General features: G+C 70.7%; 25 protein-coding genes and 1 pseudogene. 18 read left to right on the top strand and 8 right to left on the bottom strand.

Annotated features, from left to right (window positions below; translation table 11 throughout):
- Position 1 precedes the first annotated feature (1 nt).
- Both GI374_RS05770 and GI374_RS05775 read right to left on the bottom strand, forming a co-directional pair.
- Positions 2-526 (bottom strand): hypothetical protein, encoded by a 525-nt coding sequence (locus tag GI374_RS05770; RefSeq protein ID WP_154336083.1) that lies wholly within the window; start codon positions 524-526, stop codon positions 2-4.
- The gene (locus GI374_RS05775) at positions 523-1,206 is read right to left on the bottom strand and encodes a response regulator transcription factor (protein WP_229582728.1); all 684 of its coding nucleotides are present in this window, start codon (positions 1,204-1,206) and stop codon (positions 523-525) included. The genes GI374_RS05770 and GI374_RS05775 overlap by 4 nt, the downstream gene beginning before the upstream one ends.
- A gap of 589 nt (positions 1,207-1,795) precedes the next feature.
- On the opposite strand from GI374_RS05775, the gene GI374_RS18840 reads away from it, so the two are divergent.
- The 6 genes from GI374_RS18840 (at position 1,796) to GI374_RS05805 (ending at position 11,361) form a co-directional block, all read left to right on the top strand.
- A complete protein-coding gene (locus GI374_RS18840) occupies positions 1,796-3,976 on the top strand; it encodes a hypothetical protein (RefSeq protein ID WP_229582874.1) in 2,181 nt (726 codons plus the stop codon).
- 96 nt (positions 3,977-4,072) lie between these two features.
- Positions 4,073-6,016 (top strand): hypothetical protein, encoded by a 1,944-nt coding sequence (locus GI374_RS05785; protein ID WP_154336086.1) that lies wholly within the window; start codon positions 4,073-4,075, stop codon positions 6,014-6,016.
- Positions 6,013-7,962, top strand: a complete 1,950-nt coding sequence (locus GI374_RS05790; RefSeq protein WP_154336087.1) for a type I secretion system permease/ATPase — start codon at positions 6,013-6,015, stop codon at positions 7,960-7,962. Before GI374_RS05785 ends, GI374_RS05790 begins: the two co-directional genes overlap by 4 nt.
- 13 nt (positions 7,963-7,975) lie before the next feature.
- Entirely contained in the window at positions 7,976-9,313 is a 1,338-nt protein-coding gene (locus tag GI374_RS05795; RefSeq protein WP_154336088.1) for an HlyD family type I secretion periplasmic adaptor subunit, read from the top strand.
- Between the two features lie 137 nt (positions 9,314-9,450).
- Entirely contained in the window at positions 9,451-10,392 is a 942-nt protein-coding gene (locus GI374_RS05800) for an aldo/keto reductase (RefSeq protein ID WP_154336089.1), read from the top strand.
- Positions 10,393-10,407: 15 nt separating this feature from the next.
- Positions 10,408-11,361, top strand: coding sequence for a glutathione S-transferase family protein (locus GI374_RS05805; RefSeq protein WP_154336090.1), 954 nt, complete (start codon positions 10,408-10,410; stop codon positions 11,359-11,361).
- Between the two features lie 15 nt (positions 11,362-11,376).
- Here GI374_RS05805 and GI374_RS05810 read toward each other — a convergent pair whose 3' ends face one another.
- Positions 11,377-11,676: a monooxygenase gene (locus GI374_RS05810; protein WP_154336091.1), complete on the bottom strand. Its 300-nt coding sequence runs from the start codon at positions 11,674-11,676 to the stop codon at positions 11,377-11,379.
- Positions 11,673-12,062, bottom strand: a complete 390-nt coding sequence (locus GI374_RS05815) for an ArsR/SmtB family transcription factor (protein WP_370515168.1) — start codon at positions 12,060-12,062, stop codon at positions 11,673-11,675. The genes GI374_RS05810 and GI374_RS05815 overlap by 4 nt, the downstream gene beginning before the upstream one ends.
- A 170-nt stretch (positions 12,063-12,232) precedes the next feature.
- Here GI374_RS05815 and GI374_RS05820 point away from each other — a divergent pair, with 170 nt between their 5' ends.
- The 6 genes from GI374_RS05820 to GI374_RS05845 all read left to right on the top strand — a co-directional run bounded on the left by GI374_RS05820 (position 12,233) and on the right by GI374_RS05845 (position 15,896).
- On the top strand, positions 12,233-12,616 hold the full coding sequence (locus tag GI374_RS05820) for an AtpZ/AtpI family protein (protein ID WP_370515169.1): 384 nt from the start codon (positions 12,233-12,235) through the stop codon (positions 12,614-12,616).
- Positions 12,616-13,377, top strand: a complete 762-nt coding sequence (locus tag GI374_RS05825; RefSeq protein ID WP_154336093.1) for a F0F1 ATP synthase subunit A — start codon at positions 12,616-12,618, stop codon at positions 13,375-13,377. Before GI374_RS05820 ends, GI374_RS05825 begins: the two co-directional genes overlap by 1 nt.
- Before the next feature lie 53 nt (positions 13,378-13,430).
- Entirely contained in the window at positions 13,431-13,667 is a 237-nt protein-coding gene (locus tag GI374_RS05830; RefSeq protein WP_154336094.1) for a F0F1 ATP synthase subunit C, read from the top strand.
- A gap of 88 nt (positions 13,668-13,755) precedes the next feature.
- Positions 13,756-14,433, top strand: coding sequence for a F0F1 ATP synthase subunit B' (locus tag GI374_RS05835; protein WP_154336095.1), 678 nt, complete (start codon positions 13,756-13,758; stop codon positions 14,431-14,433).
- A gap of 11 nt (positions 14,434-14,444) precedes the next feature.
- Complete coding sequence (locus GI374_RS05840; RefSeq protein WP_154336096.1) at positions 14,445-15,008, top strand: F0F1 ATP synthase subunit B; 564 nt, start codon at positions 14,445-14,447, stop codon at positions 15,006-15,008.
- A 228-nt stretch (positions 15,009-15,236) separates the two neighbouring features.
- Positions 15,237-15,896 (top strand): OmpA family protein, encoded by a 660-nt coding sequence (locus GI374_RS05845; RefSeq protein ID WP_154336097.1) that lies wholly within the window; start codon positions 15,237-15,239, stop codon positions 15,894-15,896.
- Between the two features lie 29 nt (positions 15,897-15,925).
- On the opposite strand, the gene GI374_RS05850 is transcribed toward GI374_RS05845, so the two are convergent.
- Positions 15,926-16,513: a methylated-DNA--[protein]-cysteine S-methyltransferase gene (locus tag GI374_RS05850; RefSeq protein WP_229582733.1), complete on the bottom strand. Its 588-nt coding sequence runs from the start codon at positions 16,511-16,513 to the stop codon at positions 15,926-15,928.
- Positions 16,514-16,616: 103 nt separating this feature from the next.
- On the opposite strand from GI374_RS05850, the gene nth reads away from it, so the two are divergent.
- The 6 genes and pseudogenes from nth to GI374_RS05880 all read left to right on the top strand — a co-directional run bounded on the left by nth (position 16,617) and on the right by GI374_RS05880 (position 21,652).
- Positions 16,617-17,285, top strand: a complete 669-nt coding sequence (gene nth / locus GI374_RS05855; protein ID WP_229582737.1) for an endonuclease III — start codon at positions 16,617-16,619, stop codon at positions 17,283-17,285.
- Positions 17,282-18,298, top strand: coding sequence for an adenosine kinase (locus GI374_RS05860; RefSeq protein ID WP_154336099.1), 1,017 nt, complete (start codon positions 17,282-17,284; stop codon positions 18,296-18,298). Before nth ends, GI374_RS05860 begins: the two co-directional genes overlap by 4 nt.
- Entirely contained in the window at positions 18,295-19,419 is a 1,125-nt protein-coding gene (gene tgt / locus GI374_RS05865) for a tRNA guanosine(34) transglycosylase Tgt (protein ID WP_370515170.1), read from the top strand. The genes GI374_RS05860 and tgt overlap by 4 nt, the downstream gene beginning before the upstream one ends.
- Positions 19,420-19,692: 273 nt before the next feature.
- Positions 19,693-20,738: pseudogene (locus GI374_RS05870) on the top strand (YeeE/YedE family protein).
- Positions 20,739-20,948: 210 nt separating this feature from the next.
- Positions 20,949-21,290 carry a carboxymuconolactone decarboxylase family protein gene (locus GI374_RS05875; RefSeq protein WP_154336100.1) on the top strand — a complete coding sequence of 114 codons (342 nt, stop codon included), beginning with the start codon at positions 20,949-20,951 and terminating at the stop codon, positions 21,288-21,290.
- Positions 21,287-21,652, top strand: a complete 366-nt coding sequence (locus tag GI374_RS05880; protein ID WP_154336101.1) for a DUF488 domain-containing protein — start codon at positions 21,287-21,289, stop codon at positions 21,650-21,652. The genes GI374_RS05875 and GI374_RS05880 overlap by 4 nt, the downstream gene beginning before the upstream one ends.
- Positions 21,653-21,658: 6 nt before the next feature.
- Here GI374_RS05880 and modC read toward each other — a convergent pair whose 3' ends face one another.
- Genes modC through modA form a run of 3 tightly spaced genes read right to left on the bottom strand, consistent with a single transcriptional unit; the run spans position 21,659 to position 24,208 of the window.
- Entirely contained in the window at positions 21,659-22,744 is a 1,086-nt protein-coding gene (gene modC / locus GI374_RS05885) for a molybdenum ABC transporter ATP-binding protein (protein WP_154336102.1), read from the bottom strand.
- Positions 22,741-23,439: a molybdate ABC transporter permease subunit gene (gene modB / locus GI374_RS05890; protein WP_370515171.1), complete on the bottom strand. Its 699-nt coding sequence runs from the start codon at positions 23,437-23,439 to the stop codon at positions 22,741-22,743. The genes modC and modB overlap by 4 nt, the downstream gene beginning before the upstream one ends.
- A 7-nt stretch (positions 23,440-23,446) precedes the next feature.
- Positions 23,447-24,208 carry a molybdate ABC transporter substrate-binding protein gene (gene modA, locus GI374_RS05895; protein ID WP_154336103.1) on the bottom strand — a complete coding sequence of 254 codons (762 nt, stop codon included), beginning with the start codon at positions 24,206-24,208 and terminating at the stop codon, positions 23,447-23,449.
- Positions 24,209-24,246 lie beyond the last annotated feature (38 nt).

The following is a 24,246-nucleotide window of genomic DNA, read 5'->3' on the forward strand; positions in this document are numbered from 1 at the left end:
GTCACTTCACCGGGTAGTCGTAGCGCGCCAGGAACTCCCAGATGTCGCGGTTCAGCGCCGTGATCGCCTCGAGCGTCTCGTCCAGCCGCGCCAGTTCCTTTTCGTCCACGGTCTCGCTCTTGCCCATGCGGATCGTCGACTTGCGGTCGGCGATCCGCATCAGGATGGTCGAGATCGAGCCGCTTTCCAGATCGAAGGACCAGATGCTGTGGTTGAAGCGGTTGCGCACCGCGCCCAGCCGCCCGAACCGGGCCAGCAGCGCCAGCATCGTCGCGCGCTCCGCGCCCTCGGGGCGGCAGAGCTTGGCGAGGCGCTCGATCAGCTCGATCCGGGCGCGGGTCGAGCTGAGCGACAGGAACAGCACCACCGCCACGTCCTGCTTCACCCCGGCGAGCCCGGCGAGCAGATGGACCAGCAGGCTCTCGGTGTTGCTCCATGAATAGTTGAGGCGCCCGACGCGCAGCAACACCGCGTCGAGGTCGCGGACGAGGGCCGAGCGGTCCTCGTCGCGGGCCGCCGCGCTCATGAGACGCGGGTGGCGTGGAAGCGGGCGGCGGCGCCGGTGCGGTTATGGACGCCCAGCCGCTCGATGATGTTGTGGATGTGCAGCTTTACGGTGTGGTCCGAGAGGCCGAGGCGGCTCGCGATCACCTTGTTGGGCAATCCGTCCGCGACCAGCTGCAGCACCGCGAGCTGGCGCGGCGTGAGGCCCAGCCCGTCCTCCTCCTCGTCGTATCGTTCCCCCGCAGATTCGGCGGCGGGCGGCTGCGGCTCGGCCAGTTGCGGCGGCACATACTGCCCGCCCAGCAGCAGCAGGCGGATGATCGACAGCCACAGGTCGAGGCGCACGTCGATCGGAAGAAAGCTGCTGACCCCGAGCGGCGCCGATTCGGCACGGTAGAGGGCCGCGGCATAGGCCGCGTCGTGATAGGCGAGCGCGAGCCCCATGTTCGGAGGGCAGCCGGGCGGGGCGGCCGGGCCGCGCGGCGCCTCGCGCAGGCATTCCTCGTCGACCAGCAGCAGCCGCAGCCGGCCCCGGTCGGCGAACTCGCTCAGGGCGGCGAGGTCGCGCAGGTGGACGATGGCGGTGCCGCGCAGGCTCTGGCTCATGGCCCGCACGAGCGGCTCCGAGAAGCTGTTGCCCGAGCCGACGAGCGCGAGGTCGGGCGGGCGGCGCGAATTGCCGGATTGCGGTTTCGATGACAAGGATTCACTGGGCATGGTTCCCCCATGATCAATCGACAGATTCGACTCGCGACGGATCGTGCGCGTCGAAACAAGACTCGAAACAATCTTCCACCGGCACTGTGGCACCACGCTGAAACCCGCGTGGCGGACCCCCTCACCATTCCGCGGGGGCCCTCGGACAGGTGCATGCTCCCAGACTTCTGGCCCAAAAGGAATAGTCCTTTGGATATAGCTCAAAGTTTAACGACCCCACCGCCCTCGCCGCAAAGGCAGGGCCCCTGACCGTCCGGCGCAAGCGGAAGACAGGCCGTTTGCGCGGCTGGGCAGGTTCCTGCCGATGGCCCTAGGCTGCGGATGTCGGATGGTCGCGTGCAGCACCGATCCGGCACCGGGCAGCGCGGACAAGGGGGGAACCGCGCGCCCTCGCAGCTGAAGATACGCGTCAGCCCGGCGTCGATTGCGACGATGGACCGTGGTCCAGCGGCTGGCCGTGCCTTCGGCAGACACCCCCAGGGAACGGCGCGGTCACGCTGCTTGATAGGTCATTGGCAGCCGCTGCGCTCACCGGTGAGGAGCGACGACAATGAGTTCGCGCAACCAGAACTACATGGCCTGGCCCTTCAACAATCAGGACCAGGACCAGGATCAGGATCAGGATCAGTACCAGGATCAAGACCAGGACCAGGACCAGGACCAGGACCAGGACCAGAGCCAGGATCAGTCACAGTCGAGCGAGAGCTCCAACGACAACTCCAACGCCAATGACAACGGCAACGGCAATGGTAACGGCAACCTCAACCTGAACGGGAACGGGAGCCTGAACGCCAACGGGAACCTGAACGGCAACGCGAACCTGAACCTCAACAGCAACACGGCTGACAACGAGGCTGGCAACCGGGCAGACAACCGGGCTGACAACCGGGCCGAGAACTCGGCCGAGAACCGGGCCGAGAACTCGGCCGAGAACCGGGCCGAGAACAACACCGACGTCGACACGGACGTGGACACGAATGTCGATACCGACGTGAACGTCGACGTCGATCTCGGCTTCGACATGACCGGCTGGCAGCCCAGCGACGACGACTTCGCCGATATCGACCTCAGCGGCAGCGCAAGCGTCGACAACCTGCTCGTCAACCGCGACGGCGACATCAATCTGGGCTTCCAGAACGACATCAGCATGGACAACATGCTGCGCGATGCCCTGAACGGTGGCGGCAACGACAGCGCGCAGACGATCGTCCAGGCTGGCAACATGCAGGACAACGACGTCCTCCATAACGCCACCGTCTCGAACGACGGCACGTTCAACCAGAACGGTGATGCGATCGCCGGCGATGCCAATGCCGACGAGGGCATCAACGTCTCGCCCGACGGCGGCACCGGCGGCGGCGCCGGAAGTGCGGATGGCGGCGATGGCGTTGCCGCGGCGTTCGGCGGCAGCGTGCTGGCCGGCGGCGGCGAGGCCACGGCCGGTAACGGCGGTGACTCGGGCGCGATCGGCGGCTATGCCGACGGCGGCTCGGGCGGCGATGCGGATGCCGATGGCGGCAATGCCGATGGCGGCAGCGGCGGCGATTCCGGCGCGATCGGCGGCTTTGGCGGTGACGCCGAGTCGGCGGGCGTTGGTCTCGGCGTCGGCCTTGGCGGCAACGCCTCGGGCGGCGACGGCACGGGCCTCGGCCTCGGTCTCGGCGCCGGTCTCGGCGGTGACGGTCGGGGCGGCGTCGGTGACGCCGATGCCGACGGTACGGGTGTCGGCGTGGGCGTCGGGGGCCGCGGTGCGAGCGGCGGCGATGCCGGGGACGGCGGCAACTCGGGCGCGGTCGGCGCCGGGGGTGACGGCGACAACGGCGGCGATGCCGGGGACGGCGGCAACTCGGGCGCGGTCGGCGCCGGGGGTGACGGCGACAACGGCGGCCACTCGCATGCGGGCGATGCCGGGGACGGCGGGCTCGGCCTCGGGCTCGGCCTGATCGGCGTCGGTCTCGGCGGTGACGCCGATGGCCGCGGCGGCGACAGCGGCAATGCCCCCGGCGGTGACGGCGGCAATGGCCGGGCCGACAGCGATGCCGACTACGACGGCACCGGCGGCGCCGGTGGCGACGGCGGCAACGGGCGTGCCGACAGCGACGCCGACTATGACGGCACCGGCGGCGCCGGTGGCGACGGCGGCAACGGCGGCGGGCTCGGCGCGGGCCTCGGCGCGGCGCTCGGCGAGGGCGGTAACGGCCGCGGCGGCGACGGCGACGGCACGGGGACCGGCGAAGGCACCGGCACCGCCGGCGACGGCGGCACCTCCGAGGGCAATGGCGGCGGCCTCGGCCTCGGCCTGGCGCTCGGCGGCCGCGGCGGCAATGCCGACTCGGACGGCGGCGCGGGCGGCAGCGGCCATGCCGGCGGCGGCTCTGCCGATGGCGGCGCGGGCGGCAGCGCCCATGCGGGCGGCGGCTACTCCTGGGCCGGCGACGGCGGCAGCGCGCTCGGTCTTGGCGGCGCGGGCATCGGTGGCGCGGGCAGCAATGCCGACAGCGGCAACGGCGGGGCCGGCGGCGATATCTGGACCGGCGACGGCGGTTCCGCCTATTCCGGGACGTGGGGCTCGAACAACGGCGACGACGGCTATGTGAATGGCTACTCGACCGCCTCGGCCGACGCGATCCTCGAGACGACCGCCTTCAACCAGAGCATCGTCATGGGGGCCAACGTGCTTGGCAACCAGGTCGACATGACCGTGGTCGGCGGCAGCCTGAGCTCGACCGTTGTCGGCGACGACGACATGAGCTGAGGCCCGTCCTGAGACCGGCCTGCGCGGGCGCCCCCGCGCAGGCCATTTGCTTGGCGCCAAGCGGCTGCGGTGCTTCAGCACAAGGATTTTCGAGTGATGTTTTTGAACGACGCCGCTCAAGACGCGATCCGGCATTTCATCGGCCTCTTCGCGCTCACGCAGGAAGACCCGCGCCTGCGCCTCGATTACGACGATCTCGCGATGCAGATGCCGAGCGTCGATCCGGGGAGGATCAGCGCCCTCGATGCCCGCGTGTCGCATTCCTACACCCCCCTCGATGCAAACGGCGCCGTCCGCTACACGCCCGAGGGTGTTCTGGCCCAGGGCGGGGCGAGCCTCGGCATCCGCGGCGTGCCCGACGTGCCGATGCACTCGATCCCCCTCGCGCCGATCGCGACGCCGCCGTTCCGCGACCATGACCATGGCGGGACCGCGAGGGCGCATGCCGCGGACCCGGTCTTCGAGATCGAGCCGCCGCCGTCGGTCGCCGTCGTGATCCATCAGCAGTTGCGGCTGGAGGACGTGGACCTGCTGGCCCCCGACATGTTCGCGGGCAGCGTCCTGTCGCAGACGGCCCTGGCCCAGCAGCTCGATGCCCTGACCGAGATCGCCCTGTCGATCGGCGTCCAGGTGCAGCTGGACCTGCCGGAAAGCGAGGCATCGTTCCTTGGCATGGCCGAGGCGCTCTTCGCCGCCGAGGTGCCGGAGGCGCCCGAAGGCGTCACCGCCATCACCTTCCACGGCGCCGATGCGGCGGGGCAGTTCCTGAACGGCGTCTCGGTGGAGGAGGCGCCGGTCCTCGACGACCTGCTGCCCGCCGGATGGAAGGACGCGCTGCCCGGCCGCGGCCCCGCCGACGACGCGGACGGCAGCGGGGGCGGCCGCGCCGATGACGGCCCGGTGCACGAGATCGTCCACGGCGCCAACCTGCTGCTGAACGAGGTCTCGCTGCAGGCCAGCTGGATCGCGGCCCCGGTGATGGTGGTCGGCGGCGCGAGCTACAGCTTCAACCTCATAAGCCAGGTCAACGCCTGGTCGGACACCGACACGATCCTCGGCGCGCTCGCGGGCGGGATCGGCTGCGCGCCGACGACTTCGGTGAACTACGCCTCTCTGGTGGAGGCCGCGCGCCCGGTGCTGAGGGGGGCGGAGGGCGACGACGGCCAGCCTGTCTTCTGGGCCGTCACCACGATCGAGGGCAGCCTGATCAACTTCAACTGGGTCAAGCAGACCAACTTCGTCAGCGATGGCGACGTGACCTCGATCACGCTGACAGGGTCGGAGACGACGCTGGTCTTCGGCGCCAACGGTGCCGCCAACCAGGTCTCGCTGGTCGAGATCGGCATGTTCTTCGACCTGATCGTGGTCGACGGCAACCTCATCAACCTTGCCGCGATCCTGCAGACCAACGTCCTTTACGACAACGACCACGTCATCGGCGGCGGCCGCGCGAGCGGCTCAAGCGGCGACAACCTGCTGCTCAACGACGCGCGCATCCACGAGGCGGGCCTCGCCAACCACGCGCAGGCGCAGGGTGCCTATCTCGACCTGCTGGACGGCGGCCTGGGTGGCTCGCGGGTGCCGGACGGGCTGGCCGGTGATCCGGCCTTCGCCGGGCTGGACGTGCTGCGGGTGCTGCACGTCAAGGGCGACCTGATCACCGCGCAGATCATCCAGCAGCTCAACATCCTCGGCGACGCCGATCAGGTGGACCTGCTGCGGGCCGAGGCGCTCGGCGGGCCGGGCACGGTCTCGGTCACGACCGGCTCGAACGTGCTCGTCAACGCGGCCTCGATCGCCGAGTTCGGGCTCGATTCCACGATTCATTCACGCGGGGGCGTCTATTCCGACGCCCTGATCCACCAGGCGGAGTTCATTTCAGATGGTCCATCCGGTTACGAAGGCCTCGCGAGCGAGGCGGTCCTGTTCCTGGCGGACGGCATGCTGAGCGGCGCGGCGCCCGCGGACGATCTGGCGCCCGCGCCGATCGTGGCGGCGGATGGGCTCGCCGCCGACCCGATGCAGTCGGTGCTGGCATGAGCGGCCCAAGGCTGCGGCTCGACGCGGAGAGCCGCGTGGACCCCCCGAAGGTCGGCACCGCGACGCGGGAGGCGCAGGCCCCCGCGGCGCCTGGCCTCGGGCGCACGATCGAAGCGCAGGCGGGGCGGGTGACGACCCCCGCCCCGGCCGCGAAGGGCGGCGGGGCAGGAGGGGACGCGGACACGCGCCCCGGCTTCCACCGCCGCGTGGCCGAGACCGACATCGCCGGCGCGCTGCCCCGCGCCCTGCGCGCCATCACCTCCAACATGGTGGCGGTGATGGTCTTCACCTTCGCCACCAACGTCCTGATCCTCGCGATCCCGCTTTACCTGTTCCAGATCTCGGACCGGGTGCTGACCAGCCGCTCGACCGACACGCTGGTGATGCTGACGGTGGTGATCGTCGGCGCGGTCATCCTGCAGGCGATCTTCGACGCCATCCGCCGCTTCATCCTGATGCGGACCTCGGTCGATCTCTCGGCCCGGCTCGGCGCGCCGATCCTGTCGGCGGCGGCGCGGGCAGCGCTGCACAGCAACGGGCGCGAATACCAGATCCTGGGCGACCTGCAGCAGCTGCGGACCTTCCTCGTCTCGGGCACGCTGCTCGCGTTCCTCGACCTGCCCTTCGCGCCGCTCTTCGTGCTGGCGATCTTCCTCGTCCACCCGGACCTCGGCTTCATCGTCGCCGGGACCGCGCTGCTGCTGCTGATCATCGCGCTGACGAACCAGAAGATCACCGCCAAGCCCTTCGCCGAGGCGACCCGGCACCAGACCCACGCCAACCTCCACCTCGACTCGATGGCGCGCAACTCGCAGATCATCAACGCCCTCGCGATGATCCCCGAGGCGGTGACGATCTGGGGCCGCGACGCCATCGCCTCGATGCGGGCGCAGGTGCGGGCGCAGGACCGCAACATCATGACCTCGGCCGCCTCGCGCGCGGTGCGGCTGCTGACGCAGGTCGGCATCCTCGGCTGGGGCGCGTGGCTGGCGCTGCATGGCGAGATCACCGGCGGCATGGTCATCGCCGCCTCGATCATCGCCGGCCGCGCGCTCGCCCCGATCGAGGGCGCGATCGAGGGCTGGAACCACTTCCTGCTGTCGCGTTCTGCCTATGGGCGCATCGCGACCCTGCTCAAGGCGTCGCCGCTGAACCACGACCGGCTGCGGCTGCCGCGGCCGGAGGGGCGGCTGGACGTCGAGCGGCTGCTCTATGTCCCGCAGGGCACGAAGCGGGTGGTGCTGAACTCGATCACCTTCTCGCTCAAGCCCGGCGCCTCCTGCGCCATCGTCGGCAATTCGGGCGCGGGCAAGACGACGCTGGGCAAGATGCTGGTCGGCTCGATCCTGCCCACCTCGGGCAGCGTGCGGCTGGACCTCATGGACCTCAGGAACTGGGACCAGCGGCAACTGGGCGAGAGCATCGGCTACCTGCCCCAGGACGTGCAGCTCTTCCCCGGCACCATCAAGATGAACATCGCCCGGATGCGCGAGGATGCCACCGACGCGCAGATCTACGAGGCGGCGGTGCTCGCCGATGTCCATGACATGATCGCCATGCTGCCCGAGGGCTACGAGACCGTGGTGGGGCCGGACGGCTCGCCGCTCTCGGGCGGGCAGAAGCAGCGCATCGCGCTCGCCCGCGCTTTCTTCGGCAGCCCGCGCTTCGTGGTAATGGACGAGCCGAACTCGAACCTCGACAGCGCCGGGGACCGCGCGCTGGCGCTCGCCATGCAGCACGCCAAGCGCAGCGGGATCACGGTCGTCGTCGTCACCCAGAAGGCCCAATTGCTGCAGCATGTGGACAACATCATGCTGCTGGCCGACGGACAGATCGCGATGTTCGGCGCGCGCGAGCGGATGCTGAAGGCGCTGGCCGAGCGCGGCTCCGGGCAGCCCGCGCCGGGCGCCCCGATAGCCGGGACCGCCCCGGCGGCCGCGGGCTGAGGGGGGAGAGACCATGAGCACCTCACTCGTGCCGCAGCAGGACTGGTCCATGGATGCCCCGCGTTCCGTCGGGCGCTTCGTCATCTTCGGGCTGGTGCTGATGGCGGTCTCCTTCGGCGGCTTCGGCCTCTGGGCCTTCCGCGCCCCGCTCTCCGCCGCGGTCCTGTCCTCGGGCACCTTCGTCGCCACGGGGCGCAACAAGATCGTCCAGCACCTCGAGGGCGGCGTCATCGACGAGATCCTCGTCGCCGAGGGCGACCGGGTCGAGGCCGGCACCCCTCTGGTGCGGCTCGACCAGACCGCGCCGCTGGCGAACCTGCGCGAGCTGACGCTGCGCCGCGCGCGGCTGGAGGCGATCGCGGCGCGTCTGCGGGCGGAATATGCGGGCGAGGACCGCGTGGACTGGCCGCCCTTCTTCGAGGAGCAGCGCGCAGACCCCGAGATCCGCGACATCGTGGTCGACCAGCAGACCAACTTCGACGCGTCGCGCGCCAAGTTCGCCAGCGACATCCTGCTGCTGCAGAGCAACATCGCCGCCGCGCAGGCGCGGCTGACCGGCTTCGACGACCAGCTCGATTCGCTCCTGCGGCAGAAGGCGCTGCTGCAGGAGGATTACGACGCCCGCGCGCAGTTGCTGGACCGCGGCCTCGTCCGCCGCCCCGAGGTCAACGCCCTCTCGCGCGCCATCGCCGATGCCGATGGCGAGGCGGGACGGCTGCGCTCGCAGCGGGCCGAAGTCGAGGAGATGATTACCAAGGCGCGGACCCAGATCGAGCAGGCCCGCAACGAGGACCGCTCGACCACGCTGGACGAGATGCAGACCATCGACGCCGAGCTGGACTCGGTCCGCGAGCAGTCTATGACCGCTGAGAATGTCCTCACCCGCGCCGAGATCCACTCGCCGGTCGCGGGCACGGTCGTGCGGCTGCACTATCACACCGCGGGCGGCGTGATCGAGCCGGGCAAGCCGATCCTCGAGATCCTGCCCAACGACGTGCCGCTGATCGTCGAGACGCAGGTGCTGCGGACCGACGTGGACAGCATCAGGATCGGCCAGCGGGCCAACATCCGCCTGACCGCGCTGAACCAGCGGACCACGCCGGTGCTGGAGGGCGAGCTGATCTACCTCTCGGCCGACGCCATCCCGGTGAATGCTGCCGACGGCACGCAGCGCGACGTCTACCTCGTCCGGGTGGACATTCCGCAGAGCGAGCTCGCGCGCATCCGCGGCTTCTCGCCCACGCCGGGCATGCCGGCCGAGGTGATGATCGAGACCGCCTCGCGCACCTTCGCGCAGTATCTGGTCAAGCCGATCAGCGACTCGCTGGCGCGGGCGTTTCTGGAGAATTGACCGGCCTGGCGGCGGTGTTTCCGGCGCGGAAGCAATCATCTTCCTGGGGCGGCGATTGTCGCGCGGCCAGCGGAGCCCATCTCCTTTGACGGAAGGGGCGACATCCCTGCCGCCGCCCCGAACTGAAAGGAAGCTCCATGCAAACCCGCGAACTCGGCCGTTCCGGCATCGCCATCGCTCCGCTGGTCCTCGGCGGCAACGTCTTCGGCTGGACCGCCGACCGCGACCGCTCCTTCGCGCTTTTGGACCGCTTCGTCGAACGCGGCTTCAACGCCATCGACACCGCGGATTCCTACTCGGCCTGGGTGCCGGGGAACGCGGGCGGCGATTCGGAGACGGTGATCGGCGAGTGGCTCGCGAAGCGCGGGCGGCGCGACGACGTGGTGGTGATGACCAAGACCGGGATGTGGGACAGCCGCCCCGGGCTCTCGGCCAGGAACATCGAGGCGGCGGTGGAGGACTCGCTCAAGCGCCTCCGGATCGATCACATCGACGTCTACTTCGCCCATATCGACGACAAGGACGTACCGCTGGAAGAAACCCTTGGCGCCTTCGGGCGGCAGGTGGAAGCGGGCCGGGTGCGCGCGCTCGGCGCCTCGAACATCGAGGCCGACCGCATCCGGCAGGCGCTCGAGGTCTCGAAGGCTCAAGGGCTGCCGCGCTACGAGGTCATCCAGCCGGCATACAACCTCTATGACCGCGCGACGTTCGAGGACTCGCTGCGGCCGGTGATCGAGGCCGAGGGCCTTGGCGCCGTCAGCTTCTACGCCCTCGCCGCTGGCTTCCTGACCGGCAAATACCGCACCAAGGCCGACCTCGAGGGGGCCAGCCGCAAGGGCATGGTGTCGCGCTACTTCGACGAACGAGGCGAGCGGGTGCTGAAGGGACTGCGCGAAGTCTCGGGCGAGGTCGGCGCCGCTCCGGCACAGGTGGCGCTCGCCTGGCTGATGTCGCGTCCGGGCCTCACGGCGCCGATCGCGAGCGCGACGAGCCTCGAACAGCTCGACGAAATCCTCGGCGCGGTGGACGTGACCCTCCCCGCCGACGCGCTCGAGCGGCTCGACGCCGCGAGCCGCTGAACGGAGGGACCCGACATGCTCGTGGATGGTAAATGGATCACCGACTGGCACCCGGTGCAGGCGAAGGACGAGAAGGGCGGCTTCGTCCGCCAGACCTCCAGTTTTCGCAACTGGGTGACGCCGGACGGCCGTCCGGGCCCCACCGGCGAGGGCGGCTTCAAGGCCGAAGCCGGCCGCTATCACCTCTACGTCGCGCTGATCTGCCCCTGGGCCTCGCGCACGCTGATCGGCCGCAAGCTGAAGCGCCTCGAGCGCGTGATCTCGCTCTCGGTGGTCGAGCCGGAACTGACGGAGCAGGGCTGGCGCTTCGGCGACAGCCCCGGCGCCGACCGCGACGCGGTCAACGGGGCGACCTACCTGCACGAGCTCTACACGCGCGCCGACCCGCATATCTCGGGCCGGGCAACGGTGCCGGTGCTGTGGGACAAGCAGCGGGGCACGATCGTCAACAACGAATCCGCCGACATCCTGCGGATGATGAACTCGGGCTTCGGCGACCTCGCCGACCCGGCGGTGGACCTCTACCCCGAGGACCTGCGCGAGCAGATCGAGGCGCTGAACGCCAAAATCTACCCGCGCTTCAACAACGGCGTCTATCGCGCGGGCTTCGCCACCACCCAGGTGGCCTATGACGAGGCCGTGGTCGGCGTCTTCGAGGTGCTGGACGAACTGGAGCGCCGCCTTGCAGACAGCCGCGCCTTCCTGCTGGGCGAGCGCGTGACCGAGGCCGATGTGCGGCTCTTCGTGACGCTGGTCCGCTTCGACGCGGCCTATCACGGGCTGTTCAAATGCAACCTGCGGCGGCTGGCGGACTACCCGGCGGTCAGCCGCTACATGGAGCGGTTCCTCGCGCTCCCCGGCGTGCGCGAGACGGTCAGCATCGACCACATCAAGCGCGGGTATTATTCGATCAGGGCGCTGAACCCGACCGGCATTGTGCCGAGGGGGCCGGAGTTGCCCTGGGCCTGACGCCGCCGCCGCGCGTCAGAGCGGCGCGCGGGTGATCTGCGACAGCGGGCGGTTGATCTCGAAGATCAGCGCCCGAATGCCCTCGACGCCCATGCCCGCGAGGCGGGCGGCGTGCTTCTCGCGATAGGCCTCGGCCTGAGGGCGCGTCTCGAACAGGTAGAGCCCGCCGCCGCGGTTCTCGTCCGGGGCCTCGGTCCAGATCTTCCAGACGAGGCCCGGCTCGGCGGCGATGTCCTCCGCGAGGTCGCGGAACGCCTCGGCCATCTCGGCGCCCCAGGGGCCGGTCATGGGAAAGTCGAACTGCAGCAGGATCATGGCGGGGGTTCCTCGGTTGCGGCCGCGAGTTGCGCGGCCAGGAAACGCTCGAAATCGTCGAGATCGAGAGGGTCGAGCAGGCCGAAGGCCCGCATCCAGACCGCGGCCGCGCGCATCCCTTCGGGGTCGAGTTTGCACCAGGTGATCCGCCCGCGCCGCTCCTGCCGGATCAGCCCGGCGGCGGCGAGGGTGACGAGATGCTTGGAGATCGCGGCCAGCGACATGGCGAAGGGTTCCGCCACGTCGCTGACGGCCATGTCGTCCTCGAGCAGCATCGACAGGATGGCGCGCCGGGTCGGATCCGCCAGTGCCGCGAAGACGGCATCGAGCGCGGCATCGCGCGGGGCAGGGGCCGAGCGCCGGGCGTCTGGATCGGTTCGGGTCACGCAGGCCGCCACCTTCAACTTCGCGGTTGAGTATGCGCCCGGCGCCCGGAGACCGGCAACCCCCGCGCATGATGTTCGCGGTGATAGCGATTTCAATGGCTTGCGCAGCCTTGACACCCCGGCCCCGCCCCCCTATCACCCCGCCAACTCAGGGGACGGGGGAACCTGCATTGCCCGGACGGCTCGAGGACGAGGAGCAGCGGCGGCGCGACGCGGCCCGGCTCGCGGACCTGGAGGCCAGGCTGGGGCAGCGCAAGGCTCCCGCGCCCGTACCCTCCGGCCTGTCCGGGGATAGCTTCAACCAGGCGAACCTCGCCTGGCGCATGGTGATCGAGCTCGTGGCCGGCATGGTCATCGGCTTCATCATCGGCTGGGGCCTCGACTGGCTGTTCGGCACCCGGCCGTTCATGCTGGTGATCTTCCTCATGCTCGGCTTTGTGGCCGGGGTGAAGACGATGCTGAGGACGGCCAGGGAGATTACCGCGCCCCCGCCGGACGCGGGGGACAAGGCGGCGCGGGATGCGCCCGAGGACGACGAGGACGAGGACCGCTGATGGCGACCGAAGGCGAAGCAACCGGGCTGGTCTTCCACCCGATGGACCAGTTCATCGTGACCCCGCTGTTCCGCACCCTGGGGCCGGGCGAGACCGTCAACTGGTACGAGCCGACGAACGTGACGCTGTGGATGGCGTTCATCGTGCTGGCGATCATCGCGCTGATGGTCTGGGGCACGGGCGGTCGCGGGCTGATCCCGAACCGCGTCCAGTCCATCGCCGAGATGGCCTATGGCATGGTCCACAAGATGGTGGACGACGTCGCCGGTCACGAGGGGGTGAAGTTCTTCCCCTACATCATGACGCTGTTCCTGTTCGTCCTGTTTGCGAACCTGCTCGGCCTCGTGCCGCTGGGCTTCACCGTGACCTCGCACATTGCGGTGACGGCGGTGCTGGCGCTCGCGGTCTTCGTCACCGTCACCGGCGTGGGCTTCGCGCGGAACGGGGCGAGCTTCCTCAAGCTCTTCTGGATCTCCTCGGCGCCGCTCGCGCTCAGGCCGGTCCTCGCCATCATCGAGCTCATCAGCTATTTCGTGCGCCCCGTCAGCCACTCCATCCGACTTGCCGGCAACCTGATGGCCGGGCACGCGGTGATGAAGGTGTTCGCGGGCTTCGCCGCGGTCCTGTGGATCGCCCCGGTCTCGATCCTCGGCGTCGTCGCGATGTACGGGTTCGAGATCCTCGTGGCCTTTATCCAGGCCTATGTCTTCACCATCCTGACCTGCGTCTACCTCAAGGACGCGCTGCACCCTCACCACTGAGGGGCCGGTCGGGCCAACCCCATCACACAAGTTCCAGTCCAAGGAGAGACGACATGGAAGGCGACATCGCTCAACTCGGCCAGTACATCGGTGCCGGCATCGCGGCCCTCGGTTCGGGCGTGGCGGCCATCGGTGTTGGCAACGTGGCCAGCAATTTCCTCGCCGGCGCGCTGCGCAACCCGTCGGCCGCGGCCAGCCAGACCGCGACGCTGTTCATCGGCCTCGCCTTCGCCGAAGCGCTCGGGATCTTCTCGTTCCTGGTCGCCGTCCTGCTGATGTTCGCGATCTGACACCAGGCTTGCTTCGTCAGCGCGGGCGGCAGGGGAAGGCTCCCCTGGCCGCCCGCCGACCGTCACCGACGACGCGCAGGGACAGGACATGATCACGCTCTTGCAGCAGACGACCGCGCCGGTTGCGGTCGAGACCACTTCCCCGGAGGCCGGCGCCGTGACGATCACGGTGCCGCCCGGCAGCTCGCCCCCTTCGGTCGAGGCCGCCATCGAGGGCGCCTTGCCCACGGTGACCATGCCGATGACCACCGCGCCTGCCCCGGAGAGCGCCGGGGGCATCCCGCAGATCGACTTCACGACCTTCGGCAACCAGATCTTCTGGCTGATCCTGACGATCGTGGCGAGCTGGTGGGTGCTTTCGCGCGTGGCGCTGCCGCGCATCGGCGGCGTGCTGGCCGACCGCCAGAACGCCATCTCGGGCGACCTCGGCGCGGCCGAGGAGTTCAAGCGCAAGGCCCGCGACGCCGAGAGCGCCTATGAGAAGGCCCTCGCGGCTGCCCGCAGCGAGGCCCAGGGCATCGCGGCCGAGCAGAAGGCCGGGGTTCAGGCCGAGATTGACGCCGCCATCGCCCATGCCGACGCCGAGATCGCCGCCCGCGCGGCCGAGTCCGAGCGCCGCATCGGCGAGATCCGCGAAAGCTCGCTCGACGACGCCCGCAGCGTCGCCCGCGAGGTCACGGCCGAACTGGTCCGCGCCTTCGGCGGCCAGCCCGACGAGGCTTCGGTCACCGCCGCCGTGGACCGCCGCCTGCAGGCCGCATCGTGAGGAGCCGCCAGATGATCCGTCCCGTTCTTCTGTCCGGCGTCGCGACGCTGATGGCGGCCCCCGCCTTCGCCGCCGGGGGTGCGTTCTTCTCGCTCCGGAACACCGACTTCGTCGTCCTGATCGCCTTCGTCCTGTTCGCCGGCATCCTGCTCTACTTCAAGGTGCCCTCGGCGCTCGGCAGCCTGCTCGACAAGCGCGCGGCCGGCATCCGCGCCGACCTCGAGGAGGCCCGGCGGCTGCGCGACGAGGCGCAGGACATCTACGCCTCATATGAGCGGCGCCAGCGGGAAATGCGCGGCCAGGCCGAGGAGATCGTGGCCAACGCGCGCCGCGAGGCCGAGGCCGGGGCGGTCAAGGCGAAGAAGGACCTCGAGGTCTCGATTGCGCGGCGCCTGAAGGCCGCCGAGGAGCAGATCGCCTCGGCCGAGAACGAGGCCGTCCGCGCCGTCCGCGACCGCGCCGTGCAGACCGCAGTCGCCGCCGCGGCGGAGATCCTGCAGGCTCAGCAGACCGCGGAGAGCGGCACCGCTGCCATCGACCGCGGCATCGACGAGGTCGCCGCGCACCTGCACTGACGCCCGGCCACCGACGCTTGAAACCGCCCGCGATCCCTCGCGGGCGGTTTCGCTTTTGGAGAGGAACGCGCGCGCGGCTGCGCGGATCACGGCGATGTGCCGCCGCTTGACAGGATGTGACGCTTTCTTCGTGCTACCTAAGTGGCTTATGCGGCGTTTGTCTGGCAGCTTCCGGCTCAATGATCTTCGGCGGGACGTTCCGACCCGCGCCTCGAGAAAGGAACTACGATGACCTTCCGCATGCCTCTCATCCTCGCCTCGGCCAGCCTCATGGTGCTCGGTGCCTGCGCCACCGACCAGTATGGCCAGCCGACGCAGATGAACCGCGCCCAGCAGGGTGCCCTCGCAGGTGCCGCCGTGGGCGCCATCTTCGGCGCGCAGCGCGACGACGACAGCAACAACCAGGGCCGCGACATCATCCGCAGCGCGGCGGTCGGCGCGGCGGTCGGCGGCCTCGGCGGGGCGGCGCTCGACGCGCAGGCCCGCGCGATGCAGCAGGCGGTCACGACCCCCGGCGTGACGGTGACGAACACCGGGCAGGCGATCAACGTGAACCTGCCCGAGTCGGTGCTCTTCGGCTTCGACTCGGCGGCGGTCTCGGGTCCGGCGGTCAACGACCTCTACGCCATCGCGCGGAACCTGAACCAGTATCCGAACACCCGTGTCGAGGTGATCGGTCACACCGACTCGACCGGCACGGCGTCCTACAACCAAGGGCTGTCCGAGCGTCGGGCGCGGGCCGTTGCGGGCATTCTGACAGCGGGTGGCGTGGCGCAGTCGCGGGTCGCGGCAGCGGGCCGCGGCTTCTCGCAGCCGGTGGCCTCGAACGACACCGCCGCGGGGCGGGCGCAGAACCGCCGGGTGGAGATCATCGTCCGCCCGATGTGATGCAGGCGGGGCCGGGGTTTGCCCGGCCCTTACCCCTCGGCCCGCTCGCGCGCCTGCAGCGCGCGCTTGACCGTCAGCCCCCAGTGATACCCGCCTTCGGCCCCGCTCTCGCGGGCGACGCGGTGGCAGGGCACGATCCATGCGACCGGGTTCTGCCCCACGGCCCGCCCCGCGGCACGTGCCGCGCCGGGGTTGCCGATCCGCGCCGCGAGCGCGCCGTAGCCGATCACTGCGCCGCTCGGCACCTCCAGCAAGGCGCGCCAGATGCGGGTCTGGAACGCCGTTCCCACCAGCCGCACCCGGATCTCGCCCCGTCCGCGCAGCAGCGCCCCGACGATGGGGGCCATGGCTTCGGGCGCCTCGACCAGCCGGGTGCCAGGCCAGCGGCGGGCGAGGTCCGCGCGCACCGCGTCCTCTCCGATCTCGGCGGCAAGCCCGAGGCCCCAGAGGGTGCCGCCTGAGCCCATCACGATCAGCGGCCCGACTGGGCTCTCGAACCGCCCGACGCAGAGCGTCGCGCCAGCCGCGTCCGAAGGCAGGCCGACGCAGGTGACGGTCAGGGCGGGTTCCTCGGGCGGGGTGGGAGAGCGGGGCAGGGCGGTGGGCATCAGGCGCATCGGGGCCTCCCTCGCTGGTCCGGCTCGAGTTTCCGGCATGCCGCCCCGGCTGTCCAGCCGCGCGCGCTTGAATCCCGCCCCCCGCCCCGCCATGAGAGGCCGCATGGCCGCCCTTCCCTCACGCCGCTTGCCCCCGCCGCTGCCCTATGCGGCGCAGGTCGAGATCTTCTCGCGCTTCGAGGGCGCCGAGCCCGCGCCCGAGACCGAACTCGAATACTCCAACGCCTTCACGCTCCTCGTGGCGGTCGCCCTCTCGGCGCAATCGACCGATATCGGCGTGAACCGCGCCACCCGCGCCCTGTTCGAGGCGGCCGACACGCCGCAGGCGATGCTGGCCCTGGGCGAGGAGGCGATGATCGAGCATATCCGCACCCTCGGCCTGTTCCGCCAGAAGGCGAAGAACGTGATCCGCCTGAGCGCGCTGCTGATCGAGCGCCACGGCGGCGTGGTGCCCTCATCGCGCGCGGCGCTGATGGCGCTGCCGGGGGTGGGGCGCAAGACCGCGAACGTCGTGCTGAACGCGATCTGGGGCCTGCCCGCGCAGGCGGTGGATACCCACATCTTCCGCGTCGCCAACCGCACCCATATCGCGCCCGGCCGCGACGTCGAGGCGGTCGAGCGCGCGGTCGAGGACAACGTCCCCGCTTTCGCCCAGACCCGCGCGCATCACTGGCTGATCCTGCATGGCCGCCATATCTGCCAGGCGCGGCGGCCGCGCTGCCCTGATTGCCTGATCCGCGACCTCTGCCCCTACCCGGAGAAGACCCAATGAGCCTCACTCACGCAAACGGCCGCCGCTTCGACGTCGTCGGCATCGGCAACGCCGTCATGGACGTGATCGCGCCGGTGGACGAGGCGCTGCTTGCGCGGCTCGGGGTCGAGAAGGGGGTCATGCAGTTGGTGGACCGCGAGCGCTCCGAGGCGCTGACCGGGGCGCTTGGCGAGCATGCCGCGCGGATGATCCCCGGCGGCTCGGTCGCCAACACGCTCGACGGCATCGCGCGACTGGGTCTCGGCACCGCCTTCATCGGCCGTGTCGCCGATGACGAGATCGGTCGCGCCTATGCCCGCGACACCGAGGCCGCCGGTTGCGCCTTCGTGAACCCGGCCGTCGCGGGAGCGACGCTGCCTAGCTCGCGCTCGATCATCCTCGTGACCCCCGACGGCGAGCGGTCGATGAACACCTGGCTCGGCATCTCGGCCGAGTTGTCGGGCGCGGATGTTGACACCGGCGTCTTCGCGGGCGGCCCTTGGCTGTTCCTAGAGGGCTATCTCTTCGACCGCCCGGAGGGGAAGGCCGCTTTCCTCAAGGCCGCCGAGGCCTGCCACGCGGCGGGGGGGCAGGCCGGCATCGCGCTCTCCGACCCGTTCTGCGTCGAGCGCCACCGCGAGGACTTCCGCCGCCTCGTCGCCGGGCCGATGGACTACGTGATCGGCAATGTCCACGAATGGACCGCGCTCTACCAGACCACCGACCTCGACGCCGCGCTGGCCCGCGCGGTGGAGGACTGCGGCACGGTGATCTGCACCCGCTCTGGCGACGACGCGATCCTGATCCGCGGCGACGAGCGCGCCACCGCCCCGGTCAACCGCCTGACCCCGGTGGATGCGACCGGCGCCGGGGACCAGTTTGCCGCCGGGCTGATCTACGGCCTCGCCACCGGCCGCGACCTCGCGCGCGCGGGCCGCATGGGCTGCATCGCCGCGGCCGAGGTGATCTCGCATGTGGGCGCCCGCGCGCAGGCGGACGTCGCGGCGCTGTTCCGGGCCGAGGGGCTGATGTGAGCTTCAGCTTCCGCCTCGACGCGACCGACGGCGCCGCCCGCACCGGCGTCATCTCGACGCCCCGCGGCGAGATCCGCACCCCGGCCTTCATGCCGGTCGGCACCGCCGCGACGGTCAAGGCCATGCTGCCCGAGAGCGTCCGGGCCACCGGCGCCGACATCCTGCTCGGCAACACCTACCACCTCATGCTGCGCCCGGGGGCCTCCCGCGTCGCGCGCCTCGGCGGCCTGCATCGCTTCATGAACTGGGACCGCCCGATCCTGACCGACTCGGGCGGCTTCCAGGTGATGAGCCTCGCGTCCCTTCGCAAGCTGACCGAGGAGGGCGTGACCTTTGCCAGCCATATCGACGGCTCGCGCCACCTGCTCAGCCCCGAAAGCAGCATGGAAATTCAGCGGCTGCTCGGCGCCGACATCGTCATGGCCTTTGACGAATGTCCCGCGCTGCCGGCGACCGAGGCCGAGGTCGCAGCCTCCACGCGCCTCTCGATGCGCTGGGCGCAGCGCTCGCGCGACGCCTTCGGCGACCGGCCGGGGCATGCGCTATTCGGCATCATGCAGGGCGGCGTCACGCGCGAGCTGCGCGAGGAGAGCGCGGCGGCGCTCAACGGCATCGGCTTCGACGGCTACGCCATCGGCGGGCTCGCGGTGGGCGAGGGGCAGGAGGCGATGTTCGGGGTGCTGGACTACGCGCCCGGTCTGCTGCCCGAGAACCGCCCCCGCTACCTGATGGGCGTGGGCAAGCCCGACGACATCGTCGGCGCGGTCGAGCGCGGCGTGGACATGATGGACTGCGTCCTGCCCTCCCGCTCCGGCCGCACGGGTCAGGCATGGACACGGCGGGGCCAGGTCAACCTGCGCAACGCCCGCCACGCCGACGACTCGCGCCCCCTGGACGAAACCTGCACCTGCCCCGCCTGTCGCGGCTACTCCCGCGCCTATCTGCACCACGTCACGCGCGCAGGCGAGATCATCGCCTCGATGCTGACGACCTGGCACAACCTGCATTATTATCAGGAGTTGATGGCCGGTCTGCGCGAGGCGATCGCGGGGCGGCGGCTGGGGGAGTTCGTGGCAGAGTTCCACGCCTTGCGGGCCGAGGGCGATATTTCACCGCTGTGACACCGGGGACTGCTTTCCCGTGTCAATCTCGGCGTCCAGCGGGCCAACCGGGCCGAGGTGACGCGCGGAGGCAGAAAAAGACAGCGCCGGGCGACAAGGCTTCATCAACGCGCTAGCTTTCTGCATTCGGGCTGAAACCGGAACGGTGTCCTTCGCGTGCGCGGCCTTACGGAAGGCTGTTCTGCGCCCCGCTTGTTCTTTTGGCTCGCCAAGACTTGATCGCCGCTGCCCCTCGGCCAAGGTGACAACCCGGTTCACACGCGGGAGCTCGCGATGCTCGACGGATTTCTCGAAGCCTATGGCACGGGGCTGGCCTCGCTGGTCCTCGGGCTTGGCCTTGGGCTTGCCTTCGGCGCCCTGGCCGAGCGCAGCGCCGTCTGTTTCCGCCGCGCCCTCGTCGGCTCGGACCGGACCGAGGCGGCGGGCGTCTGGGCCGCGGCGCTCGCGGTGGCCGTGGGGTTGACGCAGCTTGCCGTGGCGGCGGGCTGGGTGTCTTTTGAGGGGCACCGCTTCCTCGCCTCCGACCTGCCGCTGGCCTCGATCCTTGTGGGCGGGCTGCTGTTCGGCGCCGGCATGATCCTCGCGCGCGGCTGCATCTCGCGCCATGCGGTGCTCGCCGCCACGGGAAACATGCGGGCCGCCATGACCCTCCTCGTCATCGCGGTGATCGCCCATGCGACCATGAAGGGGGTGCTGTCGCCGCTGCGCGAGGGGATCGGGTCGCTGAGCGTCGCTCTCGGCCCGCATGTCACCCTCGCCGCGCTGCCGGGGGGCGCAGGCTTCTGGGCCGCGCTGCTGACGGTGGCGCTCGCCACCGCGGCGGTTCGCTCGGGCGCGGGTGCGGGGCGGCTGGTCATGGGGGCGCTGATCGGCGCGCTCGTGCCGCTGGCCTGGATCGGGGGCACGATCCTCGCCGCCGACCCGTTCGAGCCGGTGGCGGCGCAGGGCCTGTCCTATGCCGGGCCGTCGGCCGACGCGCTGTTCTGGCTGATCGCGGCCACCTCCATCCCCGCGGGCTTCGGCGCGGGCCTGATCGGCGGCACCCTTGGCGGCGCGTTCCTGTCGGCTGCGTTCGGCCGCCGGCTGCGGCTGCAATCCTTCTCCACCGGGCCGGAGACGGCGCGCTATGCACTGGGGCTGCGCTGATGGGCCTCGGCGGCGTGCTGGCCGGGGGCTGCACGATCGGCGCGGGTCTGAGCGGCGTCCCGACGCTCTCGTTTGCGGCGATCCTCGCGATCGCGGCGATCGCGGCCGGCGGCTACGCCACGCATGCGGTCCTCGAAAGCGCACCGGCGAGGCTTCGCGCGGCGCGCGGCTGAGCTGACGGCAGTGGGGGGAGTGGCTGCGCGCCGGGCGACTACAGCCGTGGGCGTGCCCGCCGCGTGGTGGCTTCCCGGAACCGGTGCTCGGGTCCTGCGTTGGCCCGATCACCGGCGGACAGCAGGGCACCACGAAGAAGGAGCCACCCAATGCTCCGCCCTCGTGACACTCGGCATGCTCACCGCATGACGGCAGAAGGGGAAAAATCCATGTCCGACATCCGCATGCCGAAGCCCACGCTCGAGATCGCCCAGCGCCGTCACGCCCTTGCGCCCGAGGCGGATGACGCTTTCAAGGCGTTCTCGAAGGCGGTCTTCGCCGCGGGCGCGCTCGACAAGCGCACCAAGCAGCTGATCGCGGTCGCGGTGGCGCATGTGACGCAATGCCCTTGGTGCATCGAGGGACATGTCAAGGGCGCCCGCCGCGAGGGTGCGTCGGCCGAGGAGATCATGGAGGCGATCTGGGTTGCGGCCGAAATGCGCGCCGGCGCCGCCTATGCACATTCGATCAAGACCTTGGACCTGCTGAGGGAGGAAGCGGCCAGGGAATGAGCGCGCGGATCAGCATCGCACCGGTCCGCGACGACGATCCCGGCGCCGGCGAAGGCGCGCGGCTGCTGGTGGATCGCCTGTGGCCGCGCGGGATCAAGAAGGAGGCGTTGCACCTCGACGAATGGGTCCGCGACGTCGCGCCCGGCACGGAGCTGCGAAGGTGGTTCGGCCATGACCCGCAGAAGTGGGAGGCGTTCCGCACCCGCTACCGGGCCGAGCTGGACGACAATCCCCAGGCGGTGGAGCGATGCCTCGCATGGTGCCGCAAGGGGCGGGTCACGCTCCTCTTCGACGCGCATGACCACGAGCACAACCAGGCCGTTGTGCTGCGCGACTACCTGGCCGAGCGGCTGAAGGGCTGACGGCGCTCAGTGCATCGGCGTGCCCACGTCCTCACGCGCATGCGACAGCGACTTGACGATCGCCGTCAGTTCCGCGCCGGGGACCACCCCAAGCTCGCGGGCGGAGCGGGCCGTGATCCGCGACAGGATCGGCCCGGCGGCGGTGGCGAGGCGGACGAGGACCACCGCGCCGTTCTCGTGCAGGCTCTCGACCGTGCCGGGCAGCATGTTCAGCGCCGACAGCCCCTCGGGGCGGCCGCGGGCCAGCAGCACATCGGCGGCGGCGATCCTGAGCCGCAGGTGGTCGCCGGGCTCCGCGGCGAGGGTCGGCAGGAACAGCGGCAGCCCGCCGGCCACGAGTTCCGTCACGCCGTCCGCGTGGTGGCGGGCGACGGTGGCCTCGATCACCGCGCCGACATCGCGGCCGCGCCAGGCAAGGGCGGGGTCGGCCATCACCTCGGACGGCGGGCCGATGCGGGTGATCCGCCCCGCCTTCAGCATCACCACCGTCGTCGCGATCCGCGCCACTTCCGCGGCGGCATGGCTGACGTAGAGCATCGGCACGCGCAGCTCGTCCCGCAGGCGTTCGAGATAGGGCAGGATCTCGGCCTTGCGGTCCGCGTCGAGGGCCGAGAGCGGCTCGTCGGCGAGGATCAGCCGCGGCTCGGCCAGCAGCGCGCGGCCGATGGCGACCCGCTGCCGCTCGCCGCCCGAGAGGGTGGCGGGGGCGCGGTCCAGAAGCGCGCCGATGCCGAGCATCTCGACCACGGCGGCCTCCGAGGTCGCGCGTTCGGCGCGGGGCGCGAACCAGCGGCCGTAACGGAGGTTCTGGCGGACCGTCAGATGCGGGAACAGGCGTCCGTCCTGGAAGACCACGCCGAGGCGGCGGCGGTGCGGGGGCAGGAAGACGCGCGCCCCGGTATCGGTCAGGACGGTCCCATCCACGGCGATGCGCGCCCGATCCGGGCGCAGCAGGCCCGCGACGGCGTTGAGGACGGTAGACTTGCCCGAGCCGGAGGGGCCGAAGAGGACCGTCACCCCGGCGGGGACCTCGAAGGCGAGGTCCACCGAGAAGCCGCCGAAGTCATGAGCGAGCGCGACGGAGACGCTCATCGGCCCGCGACCCGCCGGGCGAGGCGGCGGGCGAGCCACTCGGACAGGATCAGCGCCGTCATCGCCACGGCGATGGACACGAGGACCAGCCGCGCGGCTGCGGGCTCGCCGCCCGGCACTTGCAGGAAGGCGTAGATCGCCGAGGGGAGCGTCTGGGTCTGGCCGGGGATGTTCGACACGAAGGTGATCGTGGCGCCGAACTCGCCCATGGCCTTGGCGAAGGCAAGGATCGCGCCCGCGATCACGCCGGGCAGGATCAGCGGCAGGGTGACGGTGGTCCAGGTCCAGGGGCGCGAAGCGCCGAGGCTGCCCGCCGCCTCTTCGAGCCGCGGGTCCACCGCCTCGATCGAGAGGCGGATGGCGCGGGCCATCAGCGGAAAGGCCATGATCGCCGCGGCCAGCGCTGCCCCGGTCCAGCGGAACGCGAAGACGATGCCGAACCATTCGTCGAGCCATTGCCCGACCCAGCCGCGCCGTCCGAAGGTGAGCAGCAGCAGGTAGCCCGTCACCACCGGCGGCAGGACCAGCGGCAGATGCACGAGGCCGTTCAGCAGCCCGTGCCCCGGAAACCGCCACCGCGCGAGCGCATGGGCGACGAACAGCCCGAGCGGCAGGCTGGCAAATGTCGCCCAGAACGAGACCCGCAGAGACAGCCGCAGCGCGTCCCATTCGGCGGGCGAGAGCCAGTCGGTCACGAGTGCCTCAGTTTAGGATCGCGAAACCCTGCTCCTTGAAGACGGCGTCGGCCTCGGGCGCGCTCAGGCGCTCGAAGAAGGCGCGGTCGGCCGCGTCGGAGGCGTGCCGCAGCAAGGCTGCCGGATAGAAGATCGGATCATGCGTCCCGGTCGGGAAGGTGGCGATGACATGCACGCCCGGATCGGCGGCGGCGTCGGTCGCGTAGACGATGCCGTAGGGCGCCTCGCCGGTCGAGACGAGCGCGAGCGCGGCGCGCACGTTGTCGGCCTGCGCGACCGAAGGCTCGACGCTGTCCCAGAGGCCGAGCGAGGTCAGCGCCGCCTTGCCATATTGCCCGGCAGGCACGGAATCGACCATCGCCATGGCCAGCTTCTCCTCGCCCAGCATGCCGGCGAGGTCGGTCCCGGCCGACAGCTCCACCGGCTCGGCCGCGGCGTCGTGGGCGACCAGGACCAACCTGTTGCCGAGCAGGTCGAGCCGCGTGCCCTCGGCCACCTCGCCGCCCGCTTCCACCTCGTCCATCCACTGCACCGAGGCCGAGATGAAGATGTCCGCCGGCGCACCCTGCAGGATCTGCTGGGCCAGTTGGTTCGATCCGGCGTAGCTGATGGTGACGGTGTCGCTAGTCTCCTCCTGGAAGGCGGCGGCGATCGGGTCCAGGGCGGTCTTCAGCGAGGCGGCGGCGAAGACCACGACCTCCTCGGCGGCGGCTGGCAGGGCCACGGCCGCCAGACCGGCAGCGAGGGCGAGGGACGTGATGCGCGGCATGGTGGCCTCCCGCAGGTTATGCTTGATGGAACATAACC

This window comes from Paracoccus sp. S-4012 (genome assembly GCF_009674885.1).
Lineage (GTDB): Bacteria > Pseudomonadota > Alphaproteobacteria > Rhodobacterales > Rhodobacteraceae > Paracoccus.

Excerpts from the sequence above, each read along its gene's own strand:
- GI374_RS05770 (WP_154336083.1), bottom strand. The coding sequence starts at position 526 with ATGAGCGCGGCGGCCCGCGACGAGGACCGCTCGGCCCTCGTCCGCGAC.
- GI374_RS18840 (WP_229582874.1), top strand. The coding sequence starts at position 1,796 with ATGGCCTGGCCCTTCAACAATCAGGACCAGGACCAGGATCAGGATCAG.
- GI374_RS05785 (WP_154336086.1), top strand. The coding sequence starts at position 4,073 with ATGTTTTTGAACGACGCCGCTCAAGACGCGATCCGGCATTTCATCGGC.
- GI374_RS05790 (WP_154336087.1), top strand. The coding sequence starts at position 6,013 with ATGAGCGGCCCAAGGCTGCGGCTCGACGCGGAGAGCCGCGTGGACCCC.
- GI374_RS05795 (WP_154336088.1), top strand. The coding sequence starts at position 7,976 with ATGAGCACCTCACTCGTGCCGCAGCAGGACTGGTCCATGGATGCCCCG.
- GI374_RS05800 (WP_154336089.1), top strand. The coding sequence starts at position 9,451 with ATGCAAACCCGCGAACTCGGCCGTTCCGGCATCGCCATCGCTCCGCTG.
- GI374_RS05805 (WP_154336090.1), top strand. The coding sequence starts at position 10,408 with ATGCTCGTGGATGGTAAATGGATCACCGACTGGCACCCGGTGCAGGCG.
- GI374_RS05810 (WP_154336091.1), bottom strand. The coding sequence starts at position 11,676 with ATGATCCTGCTGCAGTTCGACTTTCCCATGACCGGCCCCTGGGGCGCC.
- GI374_RS05825 (WP_154336093.1), top strand. The coding sequence starts at position 12,616 with ATGGCGACCGAAGGCGAAGCAACCGGGCTGGTCTTCCACCCGATGGAC.
- GI374_RS05830 (WP_154336094.1), top strand. The coding sequence starts at position 13,431 with ATGGAAGGCGACATCGCTCAACTCGGCCAGTACATCGGTGCCGGCATC.
- GI374_RS05835 (WP_154336095.1), top strand. The coding sequence starts at position 13,756 with ATGATCACGCTCTTGCAGCAGACGACCGCGCCGGTTGCGGTCGAGACC.
- GI374_RS05840 (WP_154336096.1), top strand. The coding sequence starts at position 14,445 with ATGATCCGTCCCGTTCTTCTGTCCGGCGTCGCGACGCTGATGGCGGCC.
- GI374_RS05845 (WP_154336097.1), top strand. The coding sequence starts at position 15,237 with ATGACCTTCCGCATGCCTCTCATCCTCGCCTCGGCCAGCCTCATGGTG.
- GI374_RS05850 (WP_229582733.1), bottom strand. The coding sequence starts at position 16,513 with ATGCGCCTGATGCCCACCGCCCTGCCCCGCTCTCCCACCCCGCCCGAG.
- nth (WP_229582737.1), top strand. The coding sequence starts at position 16,617 with ATGGCCGCCCTTCCCTCACGCCGCTTGCCCCCGCCGCTGCCCTATGCG.
- GI374_RS05860 (WP_154336099.1), top strand. The coding sequence starts at position 17,282 with ATGAGCCTCACTCACGCAAACGGCCGCCGCTTCGACGTCGTCGGCATC.
- GI374_RS05875 (WP_154336100.1), top strand. The coding sequence starts at position 20,949 with ATGTCCGACATCCGCATGCCGAAGCCCACGCTCGAGATCGCCCAGCGC.
- GI374_RS05880 (WP_154336101.1), top strand. The coding sequence starts at position 21,287 with ATGAGCGCGCGGATCAGCATCGCACCGGTCCGCGACGACGATCCCGGC.
- modC (WP_154336102.1), bottom strand. The coding sequence starts at position 22,744 with ATGAGCGTCTCCGTCGCGCTCGCTCATGACTTCGGCGGCTTCTCGGTG.
- modA (WP_154336103.1), bottom strand. The coding sequence starts at position 24,208 with ATGCCGCGCATCACGTCCCTCGCCCTCGCTGCCGGTCTGGCGGCCGTG.